Origin of the sequence: Candidatus Pedobacter colombiensis (assembly GCA_029202485.1) — a bacterium.
GTDB lineage: Bacteria > Bacteroidota > Bacteroidia > Sphingobacteriales > Sphingobacteriaceae > Pedobacter > Pedobacter colombiensis.
Genome location: CP119313.1, coordinates 1,662,165 through 1,680,789, shown reverse-complemented (window position 1 = coordinate 1,680,789; position 18,625 = coordinate 1,662,165). Strand labels below are relative to the sequence as shown.

General features: G+C 37.6%; 16 protein-coding genes. 8 read left to right on the top strand and 8 right to left on the bottom strand.

The genetic code is table 11. The features are described 5' to 3' along the window. Positions 1 to 7 precede the first annotated feature (7 nt). From P0Y49_07165 to P0Y49_07155, 3 genes are all read left to right on the top strand, one after another. Positions 8 to 1,591, top strand: coding sequence for a TROVE domain-containing protein (locus P0Y49_07165; GenBank protein WEK20915.1), 1,584 nt, complete (start codon positions 8 to 10; stop codon positions 1,589 to 1,591). Between the two features lie 487 nt (positions 1,592 to 2,078). After that, positions 2,079 to 2,834 (top strand): nucleotidyltransferase domain-containing protein, encoded by a 756-nt coding sequence (locus tag P0Y49_07160; protein ID WEK20914.1) that lies wholly within the window; start codon positions 2,079 to 2,081, stop codon positions 2,832 to 2,834. After that, positions 2,831 to 3,904, top strand: a complete 1,074-nt coding sequence (locus P0Y49_07155) for a nucleotidyltransferase domain-containing protein (protein ID WEK20913.1) — start codon at positions 2,831 to 2,833, stop codon at positions 3,902 to 3,904. The genes P0Y49_07160 and P0Y49_07155 overlap by 4 nt, the downstream gene beginning before the upstream one ends. Before the next feature lie 67 nt (positions 3,905 to 3,971). On the opposite strand, the gene P0Y49_07150 is transcribed toward P0Y49_07155, so the two are convergent. Next, entirely contained in the window at positions 3,972 to 4,826 is an 855-nt protein-coding gene (locus tag P0Y49_07150) for an NAD(P)-dependent oxidoreductase (protein ID WEK20912.1), read from the bottom strand. Positions 4,827 to 4,918: 92 nt separating this feature from the next. Between P0Y49_07150 and P0Y49_07145 the strand changes: the two genes are divergently transcribed. Beyond that, positions 4,919 to 5,749 carry a sulfurtransferase gene (locus P0Y49_07145; GenBank protein ID WEK20911.1) on the top strand — a complete coding sequence of 277 codons (831 nt, stop codon included), beginning with the start codon at positions 4,919 to 4,921 and terminating at the stop codon, positions 5,747 to 5,749. A 77-nt stretch (positions 5,750 to 5,826) separates the two neighbouring features. Here P0Y49_07145 and P0Y49_07140 read toward each other — a convergent pair whose 3' ends face one another. The 4 genes from P0Y49_07140 to P0Y49_07125 all read right to left on the bottom strand — a co-directional run bounded on the left by P0Y49_07140 (position 5,827) and on the right by P0Y49_07125 (position 10,659). Then, positions 5,827 to 6,777, bottom strand: a complete 951-nt coding sequence (locus P0Y49_07140; protein ID WEK20910.1) for an aldo/keto reductase — start codon at positions 6,775 to 6,777, stop codon at positions 5,827 to 5,829. A gap of 20 nt (positions 6,778 to 6,797) precedes the next feature. After that, on the bottom strand, positions 6,798 to 8,588 hold the full coding sequence (locus P0Y49_07135) for a DUF885 domain-containing protein (protein ID WEK20909.1): 1,791 nt from the start codon (positions 8,586 to 8,588) through the stop codon (positions 6,798 to 6,800). A 207-nt stretch (positions 8,589 to 8,795) separates the two neighbouring features. After that, positions 8,796 to 10,145 (bottom strand): hypothetical protein, encoded by a 1,350-nt coding sequence (locus P0Y49_07130; protein ID WEK20908.1) that lies wholly within the window; start codon positions 10,143 to 10,145, stop codon positions 8,796 to 8,798. A gap of 115 nt (positions 10,146 to 10,260) precedes the next feature. Beyond that, positions 10,261 to 10,659 (bottom strand): hypothetical protein, encoded by a 399-nt coding sequence (locus P0Y49_07125; GenBank protein ID WEK20907.1) that lies wholly within the window; start codon positions 10,657 to 10,659, stop codon positions 10,261 to 10,263. A 185-nt stretch (positions 10,660 to 10,844) separates the two neighbouring features. Between P0Y49_07125 and P0Y49_07120 the strand changes: the two genes are divergently transcribed. Then, positions 10,845 to 11,510, top strand: coding sequence for a GNAT family N-acetyltransferase (locus P0Y49_07120; protein ID WEK20906.1), 666 nt, complete (start codon positions 10,845 to 10,847; stop codon positions 11,508 to 11,510). A gap of 180 nt (positions 11,511 to 11,690) precedes the next feature. Here P0Y49_07120 and P0Y49_07115 read toward each other — a convergent pair whose 3' ends face one another. Further along, positions 11,691 to 12,452, bottom strand: coding sequence for a hypothetical protein (locus P0Y49_07115; GenBank protein ID WEK20905.1), 762 nt, complete (start codon positions 12,450 to 12,452; stop codon positions 11,691 to 11,693). 317 nt (positions 12,453 to 12,769) lie between these two features. On the opposite strand from P0Y49_07115, the gene P0Y49_07110 reads away from it, so the two are divergent. Beyond that, entirely contained in the window at positions 12,770 to 14,260 is a 1,491-nt protein-coding gene (locus tag P0Y49_07110) for a putative DNA binding domain-containing protein (GenBank protein WEK20904.1), read from the top strand. A 120-nt stretch (positions 14,261 to 14,380) separates the two neighbouring features. On the opposite strand, the gene P0Y49_07105 is transcribed toward P0Y49_07110, so the two are convergent. Continuing rightward, a complete protein-coding gene (locus P0Y49_07105; protein WEK20903.1) occupies positions 14,381 to 15,382 on the bottom strand; it encodes a carboxypeptidase-like regulatory domain-containing protein in 1,002 nt (333 codons plus the stop codon). A 112-nt stretch (positions 15,383 to 15,494) separates the two neighbouring features. After that, on the bottom strand, positions 15,495 to 16,802 hold the full coding sequence (locus tag P0Y49_07100; GenBank protein ID WEK20902.1) for an alpha/beta fold hydrolase: 1,308 nt from the start codon (positions 16,800 to 16,802) through the stop codon (positions 15,495 to 15,497). 609 nt (positions 16,803 to 17,411) lie between these two features. On the opposite strand from P0Y49_07100, the gene P0Y49_07095 reads away from it, so the two are divergent. Both P0Y49_07095 and P0Y49_07090 read left to right on the top strand, forming a co-directional pair. Continuing rightward, positions 17,412 to 17,960, top strand: coding sequence for a M50 family metallopeptidase (locus P0Y49_07095; protein WEK20901.1), 549 nt, complete (start codon positions 17,412 to 17,414; stop codon positions 17,958 to 17,960). A gap of 92 nt (positions 17,961 to 18,052) precedes the next feature. Then, positions 18,053 to 18,541, top strand: a complete 489-nt coding sequence (locus tag P0Y49_07090) for a tetratricopeptide repeat protein (GenBank protein ID WEK20900.1) — start codon at positions 18,053 to 18,055, stop codon at positions 18,539 to 18,541. Positions 18,542 to 18,625: the final 84 nt, after the last annotated feature.

Genomic DNA, 18,625 nt, shown 5'->3' with positions numbered 1-18,625 from the left:
GTTCACAATGAAATTTAATCTGTTAAGCAAATTAAAAAACCAGACAGTTAACCACGCAGGTGAAAAATCCTATGTGATGTCGCCAGAAATGGAACTGTACACCGCGGTGGTTACCTGGAGCTTAAACGACTCTTTTTATGAAAAGGACGAGGCGCGTTTAGTACGCCTACAAAAACTAATCACCGCGTGCGCCCCTGTATTTGTGGGTAAGCTAGCTGTATACACCCGTAAAATGATGTATATGCGTTCGGTACCGCTGGTGTTGGTTACCGAATTGGCTAAGCTACACTCGGGCGACAATCTGGTCGCCCGGGTTACCGATGGCGTAGTAGGCCGTGCTGATGAGATCACCGAGTTACTGGCTTGTTACGAATTGCTGAACGAGCGTAAAGGCACTAAAAAGCTGAACCGGCTAAGCAAACAATTACAAAAAGGTTTGTCGACCGCGTTCAACCGTTTCGACGAGTACCAATTTGGTAAATACAATCGAGATGGCGCTATCAAACTCCGCGATGCCCTGTTTTTGGTTCACCCTAAAGCGAAGGACGAATTGCAGCAAGTGCTGTTCAACAAAATAGTAAACGGCGATCTGCAAACGCCTTACACCTGGGAAACCGAGCTGTCGGCATTAGGTCAGCTGAATTTTAACAATGATGAGGCTAAAGCTAAAGCGTTCCGCGTCAAATGGGAGGAACTGATAGATAGTGGTAAACTGGGTTATATGGCCCTGCTGCGTAACCTGCGGAACATACAGGAAGCTGGCGTAAGTTACGTGCATTTTGAAAAAGTGTGCACCCGTTTAGCCAATACCGATGAGGTTGCCAAAGCAAAACAGTTTCCGTTCCGTTATTTGGCGGCATACCGCGAATTAATTAACCCGGTGGCAACTAAAGTGCCTGCACAAAGTCTGGTTAAAAGGCTAACCGCTTTAATGCAGGACCAAAACAAAGGTTACACCGGCGAATTGTTTGATGCTTTGGAAAAAGCTGTACAGGCAAGCGCAGCCAACATCAAAGGTTTTGGTTATGAAACCCGTGTGCTGTTAGCGTGCGACGTTTCAGGATCGATGCAGACACCAGTATCGGCTAAAAGCAAGATATTGCTTTACGATATAGGCTTAATGCTGGCTATGCTGTTGCAAAGCCGTTGTAAAAACGTGGAGGTGGGTATGTTTGGTGATAAATGGAAAACTATAGTTGTGCCACGTAATAACATTCTAGGTAATGTGCAGGAGTTTTACCGCCGCGAGGGCGAGGTGGGTTACAGCACCAATGGCTACCTGGTTATCAAGGATATATTACAGCGCAAGGTACAAATGGACAAGGTATTTCTATTTACCGATGCCCAATTGTGGAACAGCAATAACACCACCGATCATATCCAAACACTGTGGTTACGCTACAAGGCAGAGGTATCGCCAAACGCGAAGCTCTACCTGTTCGATCTGAAGGGTTACGGACAAATGCCATTGCAAATACTGCGCAATGATGTATACCTGGTAGCCGGCTGGAGCGATAAAGTTTTTGAGGTGTTAACTGCCTTAGAAAACGGAGGCTCGGCTTTAGATGCCATCAATAATATAGAACTGTAAACTAGGTATGGGGAAGCTAACGCCCCATACTTTTTAAAGAAATTTAAAATATTAAGGTGCCGTAAATATGCGCTACTTCGTGTCGCCGGTTCGATCCCGGCCTTTGAGACTAAGTTTCATTGTAGCTCAGTTTGGGTAGAGCAGTTAAGCCGTCAGGCTATACGCATGTTGCCCATCGCCCTTAAGAAATAAAGAGGATGCCGTAGACCAGCGTTACTTCGCCTGTCACGCAAAAACCAAACGCTGGTTAATTGTAGCTCTTCTTTTAAAAGGTGCCGTAAACAGGTGTTACATCGGTTAGAACATCCGCCGCCGCGGAAGGACGTCGGTTCAAATCCGGCCAGTGATTAATTTCATTAGTAGTTCAGACAAAAAAACACACTTGTTGCTTTTTGCCCTTTTTTAACATAATGAAAGATACCGTAGACGGGTGATACCTCATCTGGTTGTTCTTTCATTTATATTTTGTAACCTTATACATTGAATTATGAACGAGACTATCCTCCAAAAACTGGTCGAACTTGAGCAGAATGAAAATATAAAAATACTGTACGCCTGCGAATCAGGCAGTCGGGCCTGGGGCTTTGCTTCTCCCGATAGCGATTTTGATGTGCGCTTTATATATATCCGACCGTTAAACGATTACCTGGACATAATAGACCTGCCAGACAATGTGGGATTACCTGTAAACGAGGTACTGGATATTAGTGGTTGGGACATCAAAAAAGCATTAAAGCTATTCCTGAAATCAAACAGCACATTGTACGAATGGTTGCAATCTCCAATTGTATATCAAGGAGATTCTTCTTTCGCCGATGATCTGCTTAAGTTGATGCCAGAATACTTTTCATTACGTGCTGGCGCTAACCATTACCTATCAATGGCACACAATACGCTTCGGGATGATTTGCAAACCAAGCAAGTTAAATTGAAACGTTACTTCTATGCACTACGCCCAACATTGGCTTGCTTGTGGATCGTTGAGAGGCAAACTGTTCCGCCTATGGAATTTGAGCATTTAAGGAGTATGATAAACGATATTACTGTTCAAAATGCTATAGATGAATTGCTGGAAAGGAAAAAGTCAGCCGATGAAAAAGCTTTGATAACCTCTTTTCCTCTACTTAACCAATGGCTAAGTGATACACTCGACTTGTGCAAAGAGCGTATACCTATGCTGCCCTCCGAAAAGAAGTACCCGAATGAATTGAATAACATCTTTAGAAAGTATATCCAGCCATGACCTACGAACAGCTAAAACAGCAAAAAGAATTAATTCTACTGGATTGCATTAGCGGAAGCACGGCTTACAACCTGAATGTGGCTGGTTCTGACGTGGACAAGAAAGGCATTTTCATCATGCCTCAAAAACAGCTATATGGCTTTGAGCGGCAAGATCAGATAGCTAATATAACCAACGATGAGGTTTATTTTGAGATAGGCCGTTTCCTTGAATTATTAGCTAAGAACAATCCCAACATATTGGAACTGTTAAACACGCCAAAAGAGCATGTATTATTTCGTCACCCATTAATGAATCTAATCAAACCGGCAGATTTTCTTTCTAAACTTTGCCTGGATACTTTTGCCGGTTATGCACAAACACAGATCAGGAAAGCACGCGGTCTAAATAAAAAAATCAATAAGCCATTAGATGCTGAACGTAAATCAATATTGGATTTCTGCTTTGTGATCTATAACAATGGCAGTATCCCATTAAAGGAATGGCTGAAAGAATATGGTTTTGGTCAGGATGAATGTGGGCTGGTAAACATAGATCACTTCAGGAATGTGTATTTGCTATATCATCAAAAACAATTAGTGGAGGGAAGATTCAAAGGAATTATATCAGGCTCCGATGCCGATGATGTGCAGTTAAGCTCTGTTCCTAAAGGTGTAGAAAATATAGCCATTATTAACTTTAATAAGGATAGTTATTCCATCTATTGCCGGGAATACAAGGAGTATATGGAATGGGAGGAAAAGCGGAACGAGCAGCGATATCAAAGCACGCTATCACATGGCAAAAGTTATGATGCTAAGAATATGATGCACACTTTCCGGCTTTTAAGCATGGCCGAAGAAATTGCGTTGTATCAACAGGTGATCGTTAAACGCGAAGACCGTGATTTTCTGTTAAAAATCCGTAATGGTGAGTTTGAATTTGACTACCTATTGCGATTGGTTGAAGAAAAGATGGAACATATAAAAGTAGCCTATGCTAAATCTACTTTGCCTGATAAGCCCGATATTTATAGAGCTGAAAGTTTGTCGATTCAGATTCGAGAAAAATTCTATGATTCTTGGAGTTAGCCTATTCTATTGATGATGCTGTCCTTATCAAGACCTTTGCTAGTGCATTCTTGAACCTATTATTAAATCAACGCTTTATATGTTCATTTAGAAGATATTCAAAAGTATATTTAGGCTGGTAGTTCAATACGTGCCTACCTTTATCACAACGGTATACCCTATCAATACTTTCCGGTAACTTCCAGTTATTTTTCTTATATAGCTCCAATGCCTCTGGGTAATATTTAGCTATTACACTTGGAGCGTTATGTTTTAATTCAATCAAATCTTCTTTATGAAAAGGTGATCCGCTGGAAACATTAAAAACCTCAAACTGCTCAAAGTTGTGATCTAAAGCCAATCTTAATGCCTCGGCTCCATCCCGTTCATCAAGACCTCGGTAAAGCCGATGATTCAACTTTAAGTTATCCGGTTCAGGAAGAAAACGACCGACACGGTACACCATCGCCTGTATCCCCTCCTTTTCGAAAAACTCGCGACATAGTTCTTCGCATGTTTGTTTAGTGATATCGTAAATATCTCTTGGCTGTAATGCTAAATTTTCGTCCACCCATACGGCCTGCTTATCATCAACCAAAGACTTACCATATATGGATGTGCTACTTGTGAACAAAAATTTGCTTACGCCATTAGCTACACAAGCGTTTAGTAGATTCAACGTTCCATTGATATTTGTGTTAACAAAATCTTCCCTGGAGTAATTCAAGTCCATGTGTCTACCATGCAAAGCTGCTGTATGTATAACTGCATCCACACCCTGTGTAATTTCGAATACCTGGCTTCTATTTTTTACATCCGTAATGACGTGTCTCGTTTCACTATCCGCAATGTCTGCACCAATAACCTTATGACCAAAATCTCTTAAAAGTTTAACGGTTACACTTCCTAATTTACCGGAAGAACCTGTGACTAGTATTTTCATCTAAGCAAATATCGAAATAAATAGCGGTTTTATGCCACCAGATCCACTATTTAGGTGATCGGTTTTTTGTATATTCACAGTTTAAAAAGACTATGAAACTATCATCCATTATACAACCTGAGGAATTGGTTTTACTAGATAAAAACGATTTCATTCTTTTTGATGTCAGTGCTGGATCAAAACCCAGATATGATGAACAACACTTAAATGGGGCCTTTTATTTGGATTTAAATACTGATCTGGCTGATATTAAAGATTTCGCTATTGGTGGCAGACATCCGCTACCAACTTTTGAGCATTTTGCTCAGCTTTTAGGGAAATACGGAGTTACAAAAAATACGCATGTAATTGTTTATGACGATAAAAACGGATCTAATGCTGCAGCAAGATTCTGGTGGATGTTAAAGTCAATAGGTCACGAAAAAGTTCAGGTTTTGAATGGTGGTTATGCTGCTGCAATTAAAACCGGCTTTGCTGTAAATGCTGAGGTTCCGTCAGCGAAACCAACACCGCCCTATCAAATTACAGAATGGCAATTGCCATTGGCAGAAATAGATGAAGTGGAGGTTGCTACCAACAGTGATAATTATGCAATTATTGATGTTCGTGATGCAAATCGATTTGCTGGTTTAACCGAACCTATAGATTTAATTGCCGGTCACATACCTGGCGCTATAAATATTCCTTTTACTGAGAATCTGGATGCTAATGGGGCTTTTTTAGCTCCTGAAATTCTAAAAGAAAAATATTCAAAAGCGCTAGCTGATTATAAATTTGAAAATGTGATAGTACATTGTGGTTCTGGTGTAACCGCTTGTCATACGCTCTTAGCAATAGACTATGCAGGTTTAAAGATACCAAAATTGTATGTAGGTAGTTGGAGCGAGTGGAGCAGGAATAACAAGAAAATGATTTTGGCTTAGGTTTAGAGTTCTGTTCGTTTCCTTGTTGTTATTCTCATTTCTTCTGATAATTTAATAGCAGCATGGAAAGGCATATACTATTCACTTGTACCTGCTTTATTCAGTAATTCAATATCTTCTTTACTCAAATTTATTTTTGTTGATTTCATTAATTCATTAAGCTGGGATTCGCTGGTAGCACTTACTATCGGCGCTGTCACCAAAGGGTTTTGGATCAGCCATGCCAAAGCAACACTTGCGTGTGAACAATTATATTTTGCAGTTAAATCCTTTAAGCTTTTTAAAATAGCAAATCCTTTTTCATTCAGATATTTTGCCATTCCACCTCCACGGGGGCTTTTAGAAAAATCTTTTTCTGATTGGTATTTTCCTGAAAGGAAGCCGCTGCCAAGAGAAGCGTAAGTAATCACAGACAAATTGTATTTCTTTACAACTTCTGAATATTCAGCTTCAAATTCCCTGTCGTATAAATTATATTTTGGCTGAAAAGTTTTGTACTCAGGTAAATTTCTTTGTTTGCTTATCAACAATGATTCTTCTAACCGATTTGCTGAAAAATTGGATGCACCAATGGACCTCACTTTCCCTTCTTTTATCAATTGCTCATAAGCTTCCAATGTTTCGTCAATTGGCGCATTCAAATCATCTATATGCGATTGATAAAGATCGATATAATCTGTTTGCAACCTTTTTAAAGATGTTTCCACTTCGGTTAAAATATATTTTTTGGATAATCCCCTTTTCTCCGGCCCCATCTCCCAACCTACTTTTGTCGCAATGATCATGTCTTTTCGTTTGCCGGTTTTCCGCAGCCAGTTGCCAATGATTGTTTCTGATTCACCGCCTTTGTTTCCAGGTACCCAATAAGAATATCCATCGGCTGTATCCACACAGTTAAACCCGTTTTCAAAAAATAAATCGAGAAGTCTGAAAGATTTATTTTCATCTGCTGTCCATCCAAAAACATTGCCGCCAAAAATCAATGGAGCAATTTCAATGTCAGTATTTCCAAGTTTCCGCTTTTTCATGAGTGTTAAATTTTTTTATTTTATTTTTCTTCCTTCACATGTTGCGCCCAGGCATCCATTTTCTGTTCCAGTACACTAAGTGGCATTAGTCCATCCTTTAAAATTTCATCATGAAAATCTACAATTTTAAATTTAGCTCCAAGTTCCTTTTGGTATTTTGAACGCAGTGCTCTGATTTTTAAGGCCCCAATTTTATAAGATAAAGCTTGTGCAGGAAGGGCCATATAACGTTCAATCTCTGCGGTAGCAGCATCTTCACTAATTGCTTCATTGCTCATCATATACTTAATGGCCTCCTCACGACTCATATTTCTTGTATGAATCGCCACGTCAACGACTAAACGTACTGCCCGGTGCATTTCGTCGCCTAGAGCCCCCATGTATTGGTAAGGATCTGTATAAAGACCCAGTTCTTTACCTAACGATTCGGAATATAAGGCATAGCCCTCTCCCATTGCTCCATACCAGGCAAAGCGCCTAAACTTAGGTAAATCTTTATTTTCCTGCTGTAAAGAAATCTGATAATGATGTCCTGGAATAGCCTCATGTAGGAATAGCGACTCCATCCCTGAGGTAATATTAAATTTTGAAGCATCTAATATAGGAATATAAAATATACCGGGCCTTGATCCATCTGGCGACCCAGGCATATACTCCGCACTTGCTGAGGCAGCTCTAAAAGCTTCAGTCTGCCTGATCTCAAACGGTGTTTTAGGAACCTTGCCATATAACTTTGTCAACTGAGGTTTTATTTTATCATAAATGGCATTAAAAGCAGCCAGCACTTCTTTTGGCGACTTATAAGGTGTAAACTTTGGATCTGTCTTCAAATACGTAAAAAACTCAGTAAGACTACCCTTAAAACCAACCTTATTCTTTACACTATCCATTTCATTCCGGATGCGTTTAACTTCAGTTAATCCTGTCTGATAAATTTCTTCAGGAGTTTTATCAGTCGTTGTCCAATATTTCACATCATATTTATAAATATCCTTACCATCAGGAATTGCGGAAATACCATCTGTGGTCCTGGCTTTTGACAAGTATTCGTCTTTAAAAAAAGTGCCAAGTTTAGCATATGCCGGGACAATTTCATCCAAAATCGCTTGTTTATACTGTATTGTTATTCTTGCTTTATCGGCTGCTGAAAAATCATTAGGCATCTTTCTCAGCGGGTCATAAAACAAACTCTTTTCAGGATTAGTAACGATCATTGCCGTCATCTGAGGAATCATTTTCTCTACCAATGGTTTAGGTAACACCACCCCTGCAGCCATTCCATATCTGAAATTGGCAATTGCAGTGTCTACCCAGATACTAAACCCTTTAATACGACCCAACCAATTCTCATAATCTTTAACTGTTTTGAAAGGCTGAAATGCTTCACCAGAACCCAGCTGACCAATAGTTAAAGGCAGTGAACTGAACTGGTTTATTGGCATCATCCAGGTATTCCATTTCAAGCCCTCCAGTTTAACCTGAAGGTCATACTTAAAAATATCATAACTAATCTTATCATTATTGTTGAGATCTGCTGGATTAAATCGTTCAATTTTAGTTAAATAATCCTGATAAAAATTCTTCAGACTATCACGAAAGGCCTGAGTACCATCATTAGGTAATTGATCATTATAGCGATTGTCTCCCTGCGAGGTTGCATCTAAAGGAAAAAACTTAGAATTTTTTTCCCAATAAGCATCAAAGAGTATAGCAATATCTTTTGAATTTTTCAGTATTTCTGCTTTTTTATCTTTGCAGCCTCCTGATATGAACAGAACCGAGGCGAATAGAAGAATTAATTTATTCATCATAAATGGTTATTTCTTGATTGTTCTTTGTCAATCTTATATAGACATGTACTTATCATTAAAGGTATGGAGTTACAGGCTATCCATATTTGGAGCGGAAATTTGTAATGTTGGAACATAGTACTTAAGGGTTAAAGTATTCACGAAAATATAATAAATTCGCTGGCCTGTGATCGTGCCCTTTCAATTACATTGATTTCTAACTTAAAATTAATCACTTAGAGCCATAATTATCCAATTGATACAATCTGCTGGTTCAATTAGTGACCAGGAATGAGGATGCCTGGTTCCATCTAACCGATACCCTTTTCCAAGGGCGGATATAAACTCTGCCTGTTTATTTCCACTAAGATTTAAATAATTAATCATTGCTGATAAATTAGCTGCGTTCATGTCATAGTAATCCCGATTTCTTTCTTTTAGGGCCCATGAGATATCCGGATCGCAATAAACCCGTACAGGTAAATTATTTAAATACTTTGCATTACCTCCGTCCTTTTCTGACCGGGAGTACATAGAGCATTGGATATATCGTTTCGGGTATTGATCGGGTGCTCCGCCATAAATTTTATCATATGCCTCAACAATCCACTTTGCCTCTCTCAATCCATTCATTTTGCCTTCACTTAAACCCACACGGTCGGCATTCATCATTAGATCACGTTTCGACGAATTGTATAATCCTGCTAAATCAACAGGAGGATCAACGCCAAAAACAGCGGCCGGGCTGAGGTAAGCCCTACCACTTTTATCTCTTGACATTTCTGTATACCTTAAAGCAATCATACCACCACCAGAAAACCCACCGACTACAAACTTATCCTTTGGAACCCGGTACTTTTCAACTACTTCTTTCAAAATAGCATTAAAAAAATCAAGTGCTAACTTGTCGTCATCTAGTCCCTGATCATTATTAATTGAGGGTATAATTGTTAAAATTCCTCGTTCTGACGCAGACTGTATTAATGCCTTATTACAACTAATTACGCTCTCAGCATTTTCACCTGAAGATGGGAGTAATACCAAAGCTCCTTTTAAATTGCCTGTCGGTATATACGTATAATAAAAAAGTGATGTCGAATTGCCATCATTTATGTAAATATCTGTACTATCTAAAAAAACGGTATTATGCTTTTTAAGCTGCTTTAAAGAAGTTTCATCCAAATTGAGAAACTCATCATCGATATAACTCCCTTCTAAATTAACGCCTGTTGCAAAAGTTCTTTTTCCTTTTCCCTGTAATACACCCTCGACAAAAGTCCCTTCTCTTTCACCATTTCTCAAATAAGTATATTTTCCTTGACCATTGGGTTTTCCTTTTAGCATTGTTCCAGTATAACTTGCAACTTCTTTGCTACTTTTATAACAGACCAAAATTCCAAAACCATCAGCATAGCCTCCCTTACATTTACCTTCCCAAGTAATACTGTCCTTTTGTGAATAATTTTCATCCCATATCTTGCATCCCGTTACGGCGTCCTTAATATATACCCCATTTGTTTTTTGCCCGAAACTGATTAACGAACTAAAGCAGATAATTATAGTAAAAACATTTTTCATAAGAATTAAAATGACATTTATATATACCTCGATGTCCCATTAATCTCTTAATTAAGGACATTTGCTAATATAGTGCTTTCCAGGTATAATTAACTTCTATCTTTATTTCAGTCATTTAATTTACCGTAAATTCTGCTATCCCTGTTGAAGTCATAAATGCGGGTACACTTATAGGTTGCACTTTCTTAACCTCACCATTAACAGATATTGACAAAACAGAGCTAAATGCTGTTGGTGCCTGATTATTGATATCGACCGACATTTTTGCTGTAAAAGGCTTATTGAGTACTTTTATTTTTTTAACACCACCTGGAAATTGGGTTATATCATTAATCACAATTGTAGTTCCGGTCTGATCTGTATAAGTGATTTTTGTAAAGGCATTAGTAAGTGGTGTAATATTATATTCAACTTCGTAACTGGTATCGACAGGTTTTTCTGCCGAGTTTTTTTTACAGCAGATAAGAAAGAAGCAGGCTAGGAAAAATAGTCCCGGTTGTATTAATTTTTTCATTTTTTTTGTTGTATAACTAATACACCAAGTTAAGCTAGTCTTAGCGCATAGAAATAGTAAAAAAACGCCAATTGTTTAAATAAGCCAAAATTAAAATCAATGTTGCTTGGCCACGACCTGCAATTTACTACCTTTATTTTAATAGAGATTCATTTTTAATGGCAAATCTAAGTAACACTAATCCTGTGAACCCCCATATTGTAGAAACATGGCTTAAAGGATGGTCATTGGCACGGGGACTACCCGCCCCGGTCAGGCAAAATGGAATACTATTCGTAAACGTTGGTTGGCCTCAACAAGCAATGCGGTATGTTTTTCCCAGACTAACAGATAAATTAAAATACTTGGCAGAGCGCATTGTTGATCCTTGGGTTTTCCTCAAGATCTGTGCTAAACCGGAAACGGTGAAGGAATTATTGCCTTCACATTGGGTTATTCGGGCTCCTGCTTTTATGATGACATGTTATGATAAGATGACCTTATCCAAAACAGAATTACCAAAAGGATACGTCATTGATATAAATAAAAATACACCTATTGCAATTGTTAGAGTACTCACGTCCGATCATATGGAAGCAGCAATTGGCCGAGTGGTGATTGTTGATCACTTCGCCATCTATGACAGAATTGAAACACATCCCGATCATCGTCGAAATGGGCTTGGAAGTATCGTTATGAAAACGCTTGAAGCATTGGCGATAAATCGCGGAGCAAGGAAAGGAATACTTGTAGCAACAGCAGAAGGTAGGGCATTATATGAAAAACTTGGATGGAGTATGTATACTCCATATACTACGGCTGTAATTCCTGGAATAATGGCTGAGAGAACTTGTCACATGCCTCAAAAATAACTCACACATCCAGTCTTTATTCATTAAAATTGCTAGAACTAATAAGAAGTATAAGTTAGCACCCAACTTTGTGAATAGTAAAGTAAGTGGTAAAATACAAGACAATCCCTTTTATTAGATATTCTTCGAAATCGCGGATAGATCCCAAAAATGTTTCCATGTATTATGGTCAGTTATTCTCTAATTATTTGAGTTTCCACCTGCTGAAATCAATTGTTTAGAAGTAATAATCTTCAATGCAGCATCAGAAGAAAACCCTACCTTAATCAATGCATCATAATAGCTTTTCATATTCTTAGCAAGCTGGTCTATGACCGCAGGATTGCTATACACGTTCAGCTGTGCGGTAAACATACCCATATACATATCTTTTAGCACAGGGCCGAGGTTTGCGGTTTCGCCATTAGCAACTGAAGTTACAAAGTCGCTTCTGAGCGGAGGAGGTGGAGCTACAACTACCTCAACTTTAGATACAGCCCTATCTCCCAATTCTAGCTGAGACTGATTTAAGTTTACCCTAAAATAATTCAAAAAGTTAACTCCATTATTTAATTCGGCCTGTGATCGTGCCCTTTCAATTACATTGATTTCTTGAGTACCTGGTTTTAATTTTTCAAAGTATACTTTGAAATTTACTTCCTGATTGTCTTTTGTAGCAACGAACCGGTCTGGTCTTAATGGAATCCCTTCCGATCGTCTGTAATTATATCTTTCCTCGCCATTGGCATCCTGTAAATACATACTTTTATTCAATTGAACCCAGCTGCCTTTTACGGTGCATATATGCTTAAAAGAGACTATCGTATATTGACTATTGGTTTCTACTTCGGTTATCATAGTTGTCGGATCTTCAGAACTAGATACCAATGGAAACTTAATAGATTGCCCAAATAGGGTCACAGGTAGCAAAAGAAATGCGAGTAATATTTGTTTAGATCTCATAATTTATTTTTTAAGACTGAGCGGTTGGCTTGAAATAGCGTGAGCGGTTGATGCGGTTCCATATTTGGGTTTAAGAGTGCGCTATAGATGACATGAGTTGCCTATTACAAGTATATAAATAAATTTCATCTGTTGCAATATATGATACGATCAATATGAGGTATAGCTCCATGTTACTATACAACTATTTAGACTTGTAACAAAACCAACCCAAATTAGAATACCGTTACGTTTTCGTTGCAGTTTTAGTAAAGAATATACTGATGCATTATATCGCCAATTTGGTCAATCACAAACCTTATCGTTAAATTCGTATTATGGATCAGAAACGCTTAAAAAAGTTATTGAACGGTAAAGAAGGCATACAACTCGAATTCAAAACTGCCTCAACAGATCAATTACCCAAGAACCTTTTTGAAAGTATCTGCGGTATGCTCAACAGAGAAGGTGGAGACATTTTTCTAGGAGTAGATGACAACGGTACCATACTGGGGATCAACGAGGCACATATCGACCAGCTGACTAAAGACCTGGTCAACCTATCCAACAACCCAAGTAAACTAGACCCGCCATTTATCCTTCATCCACAAATCCAGGAAATAGATGGCAAAATAGTCCTACACATCACCGTTCCGGAAAGCTCCGAAGTCCATAAATCAGTTGGAATCGTCTATGACAGAAGTCATGAAGGGGATTTCAAAGTAACCCAACTTCCAAAGATCGCTGCACTTTATAATCGCAAACGCAACTATTACTCAGAATCCATCGTTTATCCCGGGATTACCATGGAAGACTTCAAACCCGAACTGTTTGACATCGCCCGCAATCTGATCAGAGCCAACAATGCCAACCACCCCTGGGTAAACCTAGACAACGAACAATTGCTAAAAATAGCAGGACTATACGGAAAAGACAACACCACCAATCAACAAGGGTATAACCTAGCCGCCATCCTACTCTTTGGAACCGATCAAGCTATACTCAACACCTTATCCTATTACAAAATCGATGCCCTTGTTCGCCGTCAAGATCTATACCGCTATGACGACCGGCTCTATATCCAAACCAACCTCATCGAAGCCTACGACCAGCTAAGCTCATTCACAGAAAAGCATCTACCTGATAAATTCTTTTTACAAGGTGACCAGCGTATCAGCCTAAGATCCCACATTTTCAGAGAAATCATCGCCAACCTCATCATACACCGTGAATACCTGGATGCAAGCCCATCCACCTTTATCATTTATAAAGACCGAGTAGAGGTAAGTAACGCCAATAACCCGCATGGCAACGGCCTGTTACTCCCCGATAATTTCGCTCCATTCCCTAAAAATCCACTCATCGCCAAGTTCTTCATCCAACTTGGCAGAGTAGATGAACTCGGCTCAGGAGTCATCAACGTTTACCGCTATCTCAAAGATTATAGCCCAGGAAGAGAGCCACAATTCATAGAAGATAAACTATTCCGAACTGTCATCCCAGTAGGAGGAATTACAACAGCTCCAACTGAAGTTATGCCAGAACCTAATGATGAAGCTATAAATGAAGCTATAAATGAAGCTATAAATGAAGCTATAAATACACAAGTAAAAGAAAGACTTACTAGAGAAGTTAAATACATATATCAACAAGGAAGAGTAACTCTAAGCATGTTAATAACGATGTTCGAACTAACAAGAACCACAGCACAACGAGATATAAGACTATTAAAGAAAGCAGACATCGTTAAATTCACTGGATCAAATAAAAGTGGGAAATACATACTCACTGATAAAGGATCTGAACTATTTAGCAAATTTAAAGCTTAAACCCAACTGGGCGTTTCCCGAACCATTTCCTATCTGATTTATGTTTAATCAATGATTTGGCTACCAAAACTACAAATTCCTCATATACCTAAAAAGGACAAATGATCTATTGGAGACTTTCTAATGTCCATTAAAGTTCTTAAGCATCATCACTATAGAATCAGAGGAGACATTTTTATTGTTAAATACAATTCGATCACTTTCTATTTTAAAAGCAAAAGTGTAGATTTCTTTAATTTTAATGGAAGATTGGTAAAATTTGATATCTATTTTTTTTCTTTCTGAAAATGGCAAATAGTAGGTGTAGTTTTTATTAGGTCCTACTGTATCTCCATAATTAATGTGCAGAAAACAATGAAAAGGATATGCCGCCCTATCATTATAAGCTTTTTTTATATTAAATGTATCGGGTACCCCCATAGGTAACCCCTCAATAAAAGCCTTGTCTTTATTGAAATGAAGTCTTTCTCTTTTTAATACTTTCTTATTTTTTACACTTAATAAAGTCACTGCCTTATTTTGCTTAAAAGTATCTATGACCACAGTCACCGGCCTTTGAAAATATTGAACTGTTTGAAGGAATAGACTGTCACCTTTTATTTTATAATTCCCTTCATTTATACATGAGCCAATTCCAACTGTTCCAACTCCGATAACCTTTAAGTTATAGGTATCATCAGATAACAATCTAAGGGTCATTCCTCCATTGCTATATACAAAATTTGTATCAGTACCTAGTTTCAGAATTGGATAATCTTCGCCAGCAGTAGTTATAATATTAAAAGATGTTTCAGGCACCATTCTAATTTTTAAATTAAGTTGCTGGCCTGGAACTAAAGTTACATCTTTCAGCACGTATTTTTCGTATCCGATATATGACATAGTTATAGTATAAGGAGTACCATGTTTAACATTTGGCAAATAGAAAACCCCATTATGATCAGTCAATGAAGGGTATTTAGTTCTGTTTACATGGTTTAATGCAGAAATTGATACACCAGGAAGAGTTTTGCCGTTTTCATCCATAATAATCCCTTTAATAACTGTAGTAGTTACTTGCGCACTTAAATTATATAGAGTTAACAAGCTAACTAAACCCGATAATAGAATTTTTTTGATCATAATTTACGCCTATTAACATATTTAACTCATAAATGATTTGGTATTCCTCGGTTTTATGAACTCTCTTATAAAAGAACTATAAACCACTTCTTACCTGATAAGCATAGTCCCTCTACTTGATTTTCAGGATCCAATTGGTCATTATATCTAATACCTCTGGAGAAATAGTTTCTTCAATAATAGCATACTCGCTTCCTTTTCCAGTTTCTGCATTCTGAAAAAAATGATTTAGATTTGGTAGCAATACAACTTTAACGTCTTTGTTGCCTCCTTGCTTTAAGAGCTGATCAAAAGCTGCCAAGTTTTCTTTTGCACTTACCTGAACATCCTTCCCTCCATTTAATGCCAAAAATGGAATTTGTATTTTAGACAAGACGGGCGCAGGATCATATTTCACAAAGTAACGCATCCAGGGAGAAAAGAACATCCCAGCACTTTTCCTGATATTATCATCTCCATTCGGCCCTTTAAAACCCAGCTTGACTAAGAATGAATCAGGTTGCTGTTTAAGCCATTCTGCCATCGACTTTTTAAACATATTTTTCCGTTCTCCTTCACTTATATTTAAGCTGGCAAGCTGAATCATCATTTTCGTAAAAGAATCCGCAAGTTCCTGTTCAATTTTATTAAGGCCTATCTGGGCATATGCGTCCCTAGATTGTCTTTTCACCAGATCAGCTCCCTTAACTCCCACACCCGCTAAGCTGACAATGAATTTAATATCCTTAGATCGATTGGCAGCTAAAGGCGCAATAACGCCACCTTCACTATGCCCAATTAAACCAATTTTTCCAAGATCAAGATCCTTACGGGATTTCAGGTAATCTACACCTACGAGGACATCCTTAGCGAAATCAGCGGAGGTTGCATCAGAAACATTCCCGGTAGTTTGCCCAATTCCACGATCATCAACCCGTAAAACTGCAATCCCATTTCTACTAAGATGATCAGCCATTACCCAAAATGGCTTATGACCAAAAAGTGTTTCGTCACGATCTTCCTGGCCAGAACCTGTTATTAAAATCACTACAGGGGCTCCTTTTACCGAAGGAGGAACGGTAAGCGTAGCACCATATTGGATAGTTTTATCCATATTAAGGTAAATCACTTTTTCTTCTGAATAAGGAAATGACGCTTTAGGTGTTTGTGGTCTTTTAAGAGGACCTTGGTTTGGAACTCTCTTGAATGAGAGGTCAAATTCTTTTCCTATTTGGCCCCATTTGCCGGACAGTTCGGATTTGTCTGCATTAAATTTTCCCTTAAAATCACCCTTCAAAACTGCTGAATAAGCCAAAAGACTATCGTTAGTGATGGTCAATTTTGAAATCCCTAGGCCAAAGGCACCTTGATCTGGACTATCGAACACAGCGGTTGTTCGCTTAGATAAACTATCCTGTGATACCTTTAGAATAAAACGCATACCAATTAATTTTCCTTCCCAAGTAGTATTTGGAGGTAGGTTTTGGGCCGAAGAATTACAGGAAGAAATGAAAAGTCCAAGAAATGCTGATAAACAAATAACATACAAAAAAGGGGATTTACACATATAATAGAAGAGAGATTAAAATAAGGGAGAAATTATCCTTAAAAATAATATTTAACACAATATATGACAAAATATTTCAAAACAAAACAGTAAAAGCAAAGATGCAAAAACTGGCTCACCGAGCATTTAAACTGAGGTATGTCAAGGCCGCGTCTCAAAGAATTATTTAGTGATCCTCTAAAAATTAATCAATTTATTAATAACCAGAGTTCAAAACAATAAAAAAACAGCTTCTAAGACACAAAAAAAAGCCTAATCAGTTAAAGATTAAGCATTTTTACCAGTGGACCTGACTGGGCGCTTCTCGAACCATTTCTTGTCTGATTTGCATTTAATCAGTGTTTTGTCTATCAATATCTTTCAATAGTAAAATTACAACTGGCAATAAAATATAATTTCTTGAATCACAAGATAAGATTTAATCATTACATTAGAATCTGATTAGTTGATGTCATAATTCTGATTAACCCTAAACGCTCAACAATGAATTCCATACTCATTTTAATTATAATTACCATTGGGATATACATCGCAATTTATATTACTGCTCCATTGTTAATTTTCTTTCATGAATTGGGACATGCAATTGCCTTTCTTATTTTAACTCGTTCAAATAAAATTGATATCCATATTGGTTCTTATGGTGATGAAATGAGCAAATTCAACTTTAAAATTGGAAGACTCCACTTTCATATAAGTCCTACTTTTTCAATCAAAGGTGGAGGTATGTGTTCTTCTGACAAAATGACCAATAATTACATCAAAGGGATAATTATTCTATTAGCCGGCCCATTGTTTACAGTTATTCTCTCTTCCCTTTTAGGTTTTTTTATATTCAACTCGGAACTACATGGAGCAATTAAATTCTATTTCTTTTGTTTAATTATTTGCGCTTTCATAGGATTATGGACAGATCTTGTACCGCGTATAATTAAAGAACACAATTTGTATAATGATGGCAAACAAATTTTATTTATATACAGAATAAGGCAAAATTTTTCGAACTATGTCGTTGCCCGACAGCATCTTTAAAGGGAGAAAACGATGAAAGTATAATTAAACTAAAGCCTATAATTACCAGATTCCCTCATGAGGAGATACCTCTTCGTCAACTTATTACAGCTTTGATATTAACCAAACAATTTGAAGAAGCAAAAACACATCTAATAAAGCTTAAAAGCTTTACTGAATTCATGATCGATGATTACACAAATATGGGCTATTTTCAAATACTATCGGCACAACATAAAGAAGCTGAAGCTAATTTTTATAGGGCATTAAAGATGAATCCTAATCACCCTATCGTATTAAACAACTTGGGTTATGCCTTAATTTTATTAGAGAATTACGGAGAGGCAAAACAATATTTGGAAAAAGCAATTAAACTTTCTCCACTCTTTGCAGAACCTTATAATAATCTTGGGCAACTTAAACTTCTTACAAATCAACTTGAAGAGGGTAAAGTACTCATAGAAAAAAGTATAGCTCTCAATCCGGAAAATGCACATGCTTATAAAAATCTTGGAGACTATTATTTAAAAGCTGAAAATATGGAGTTAGCTAAATTCAATTTTGACAAGGCATCAGAGCTAGATAGCGACATTATAATATAGATTGAAATAGCTATTCAACACTAGATAAGCCAATCTTCTTATCGAAAAACGGCTTTTTACCAGTGGCCCCAACTGGGCTCGAAC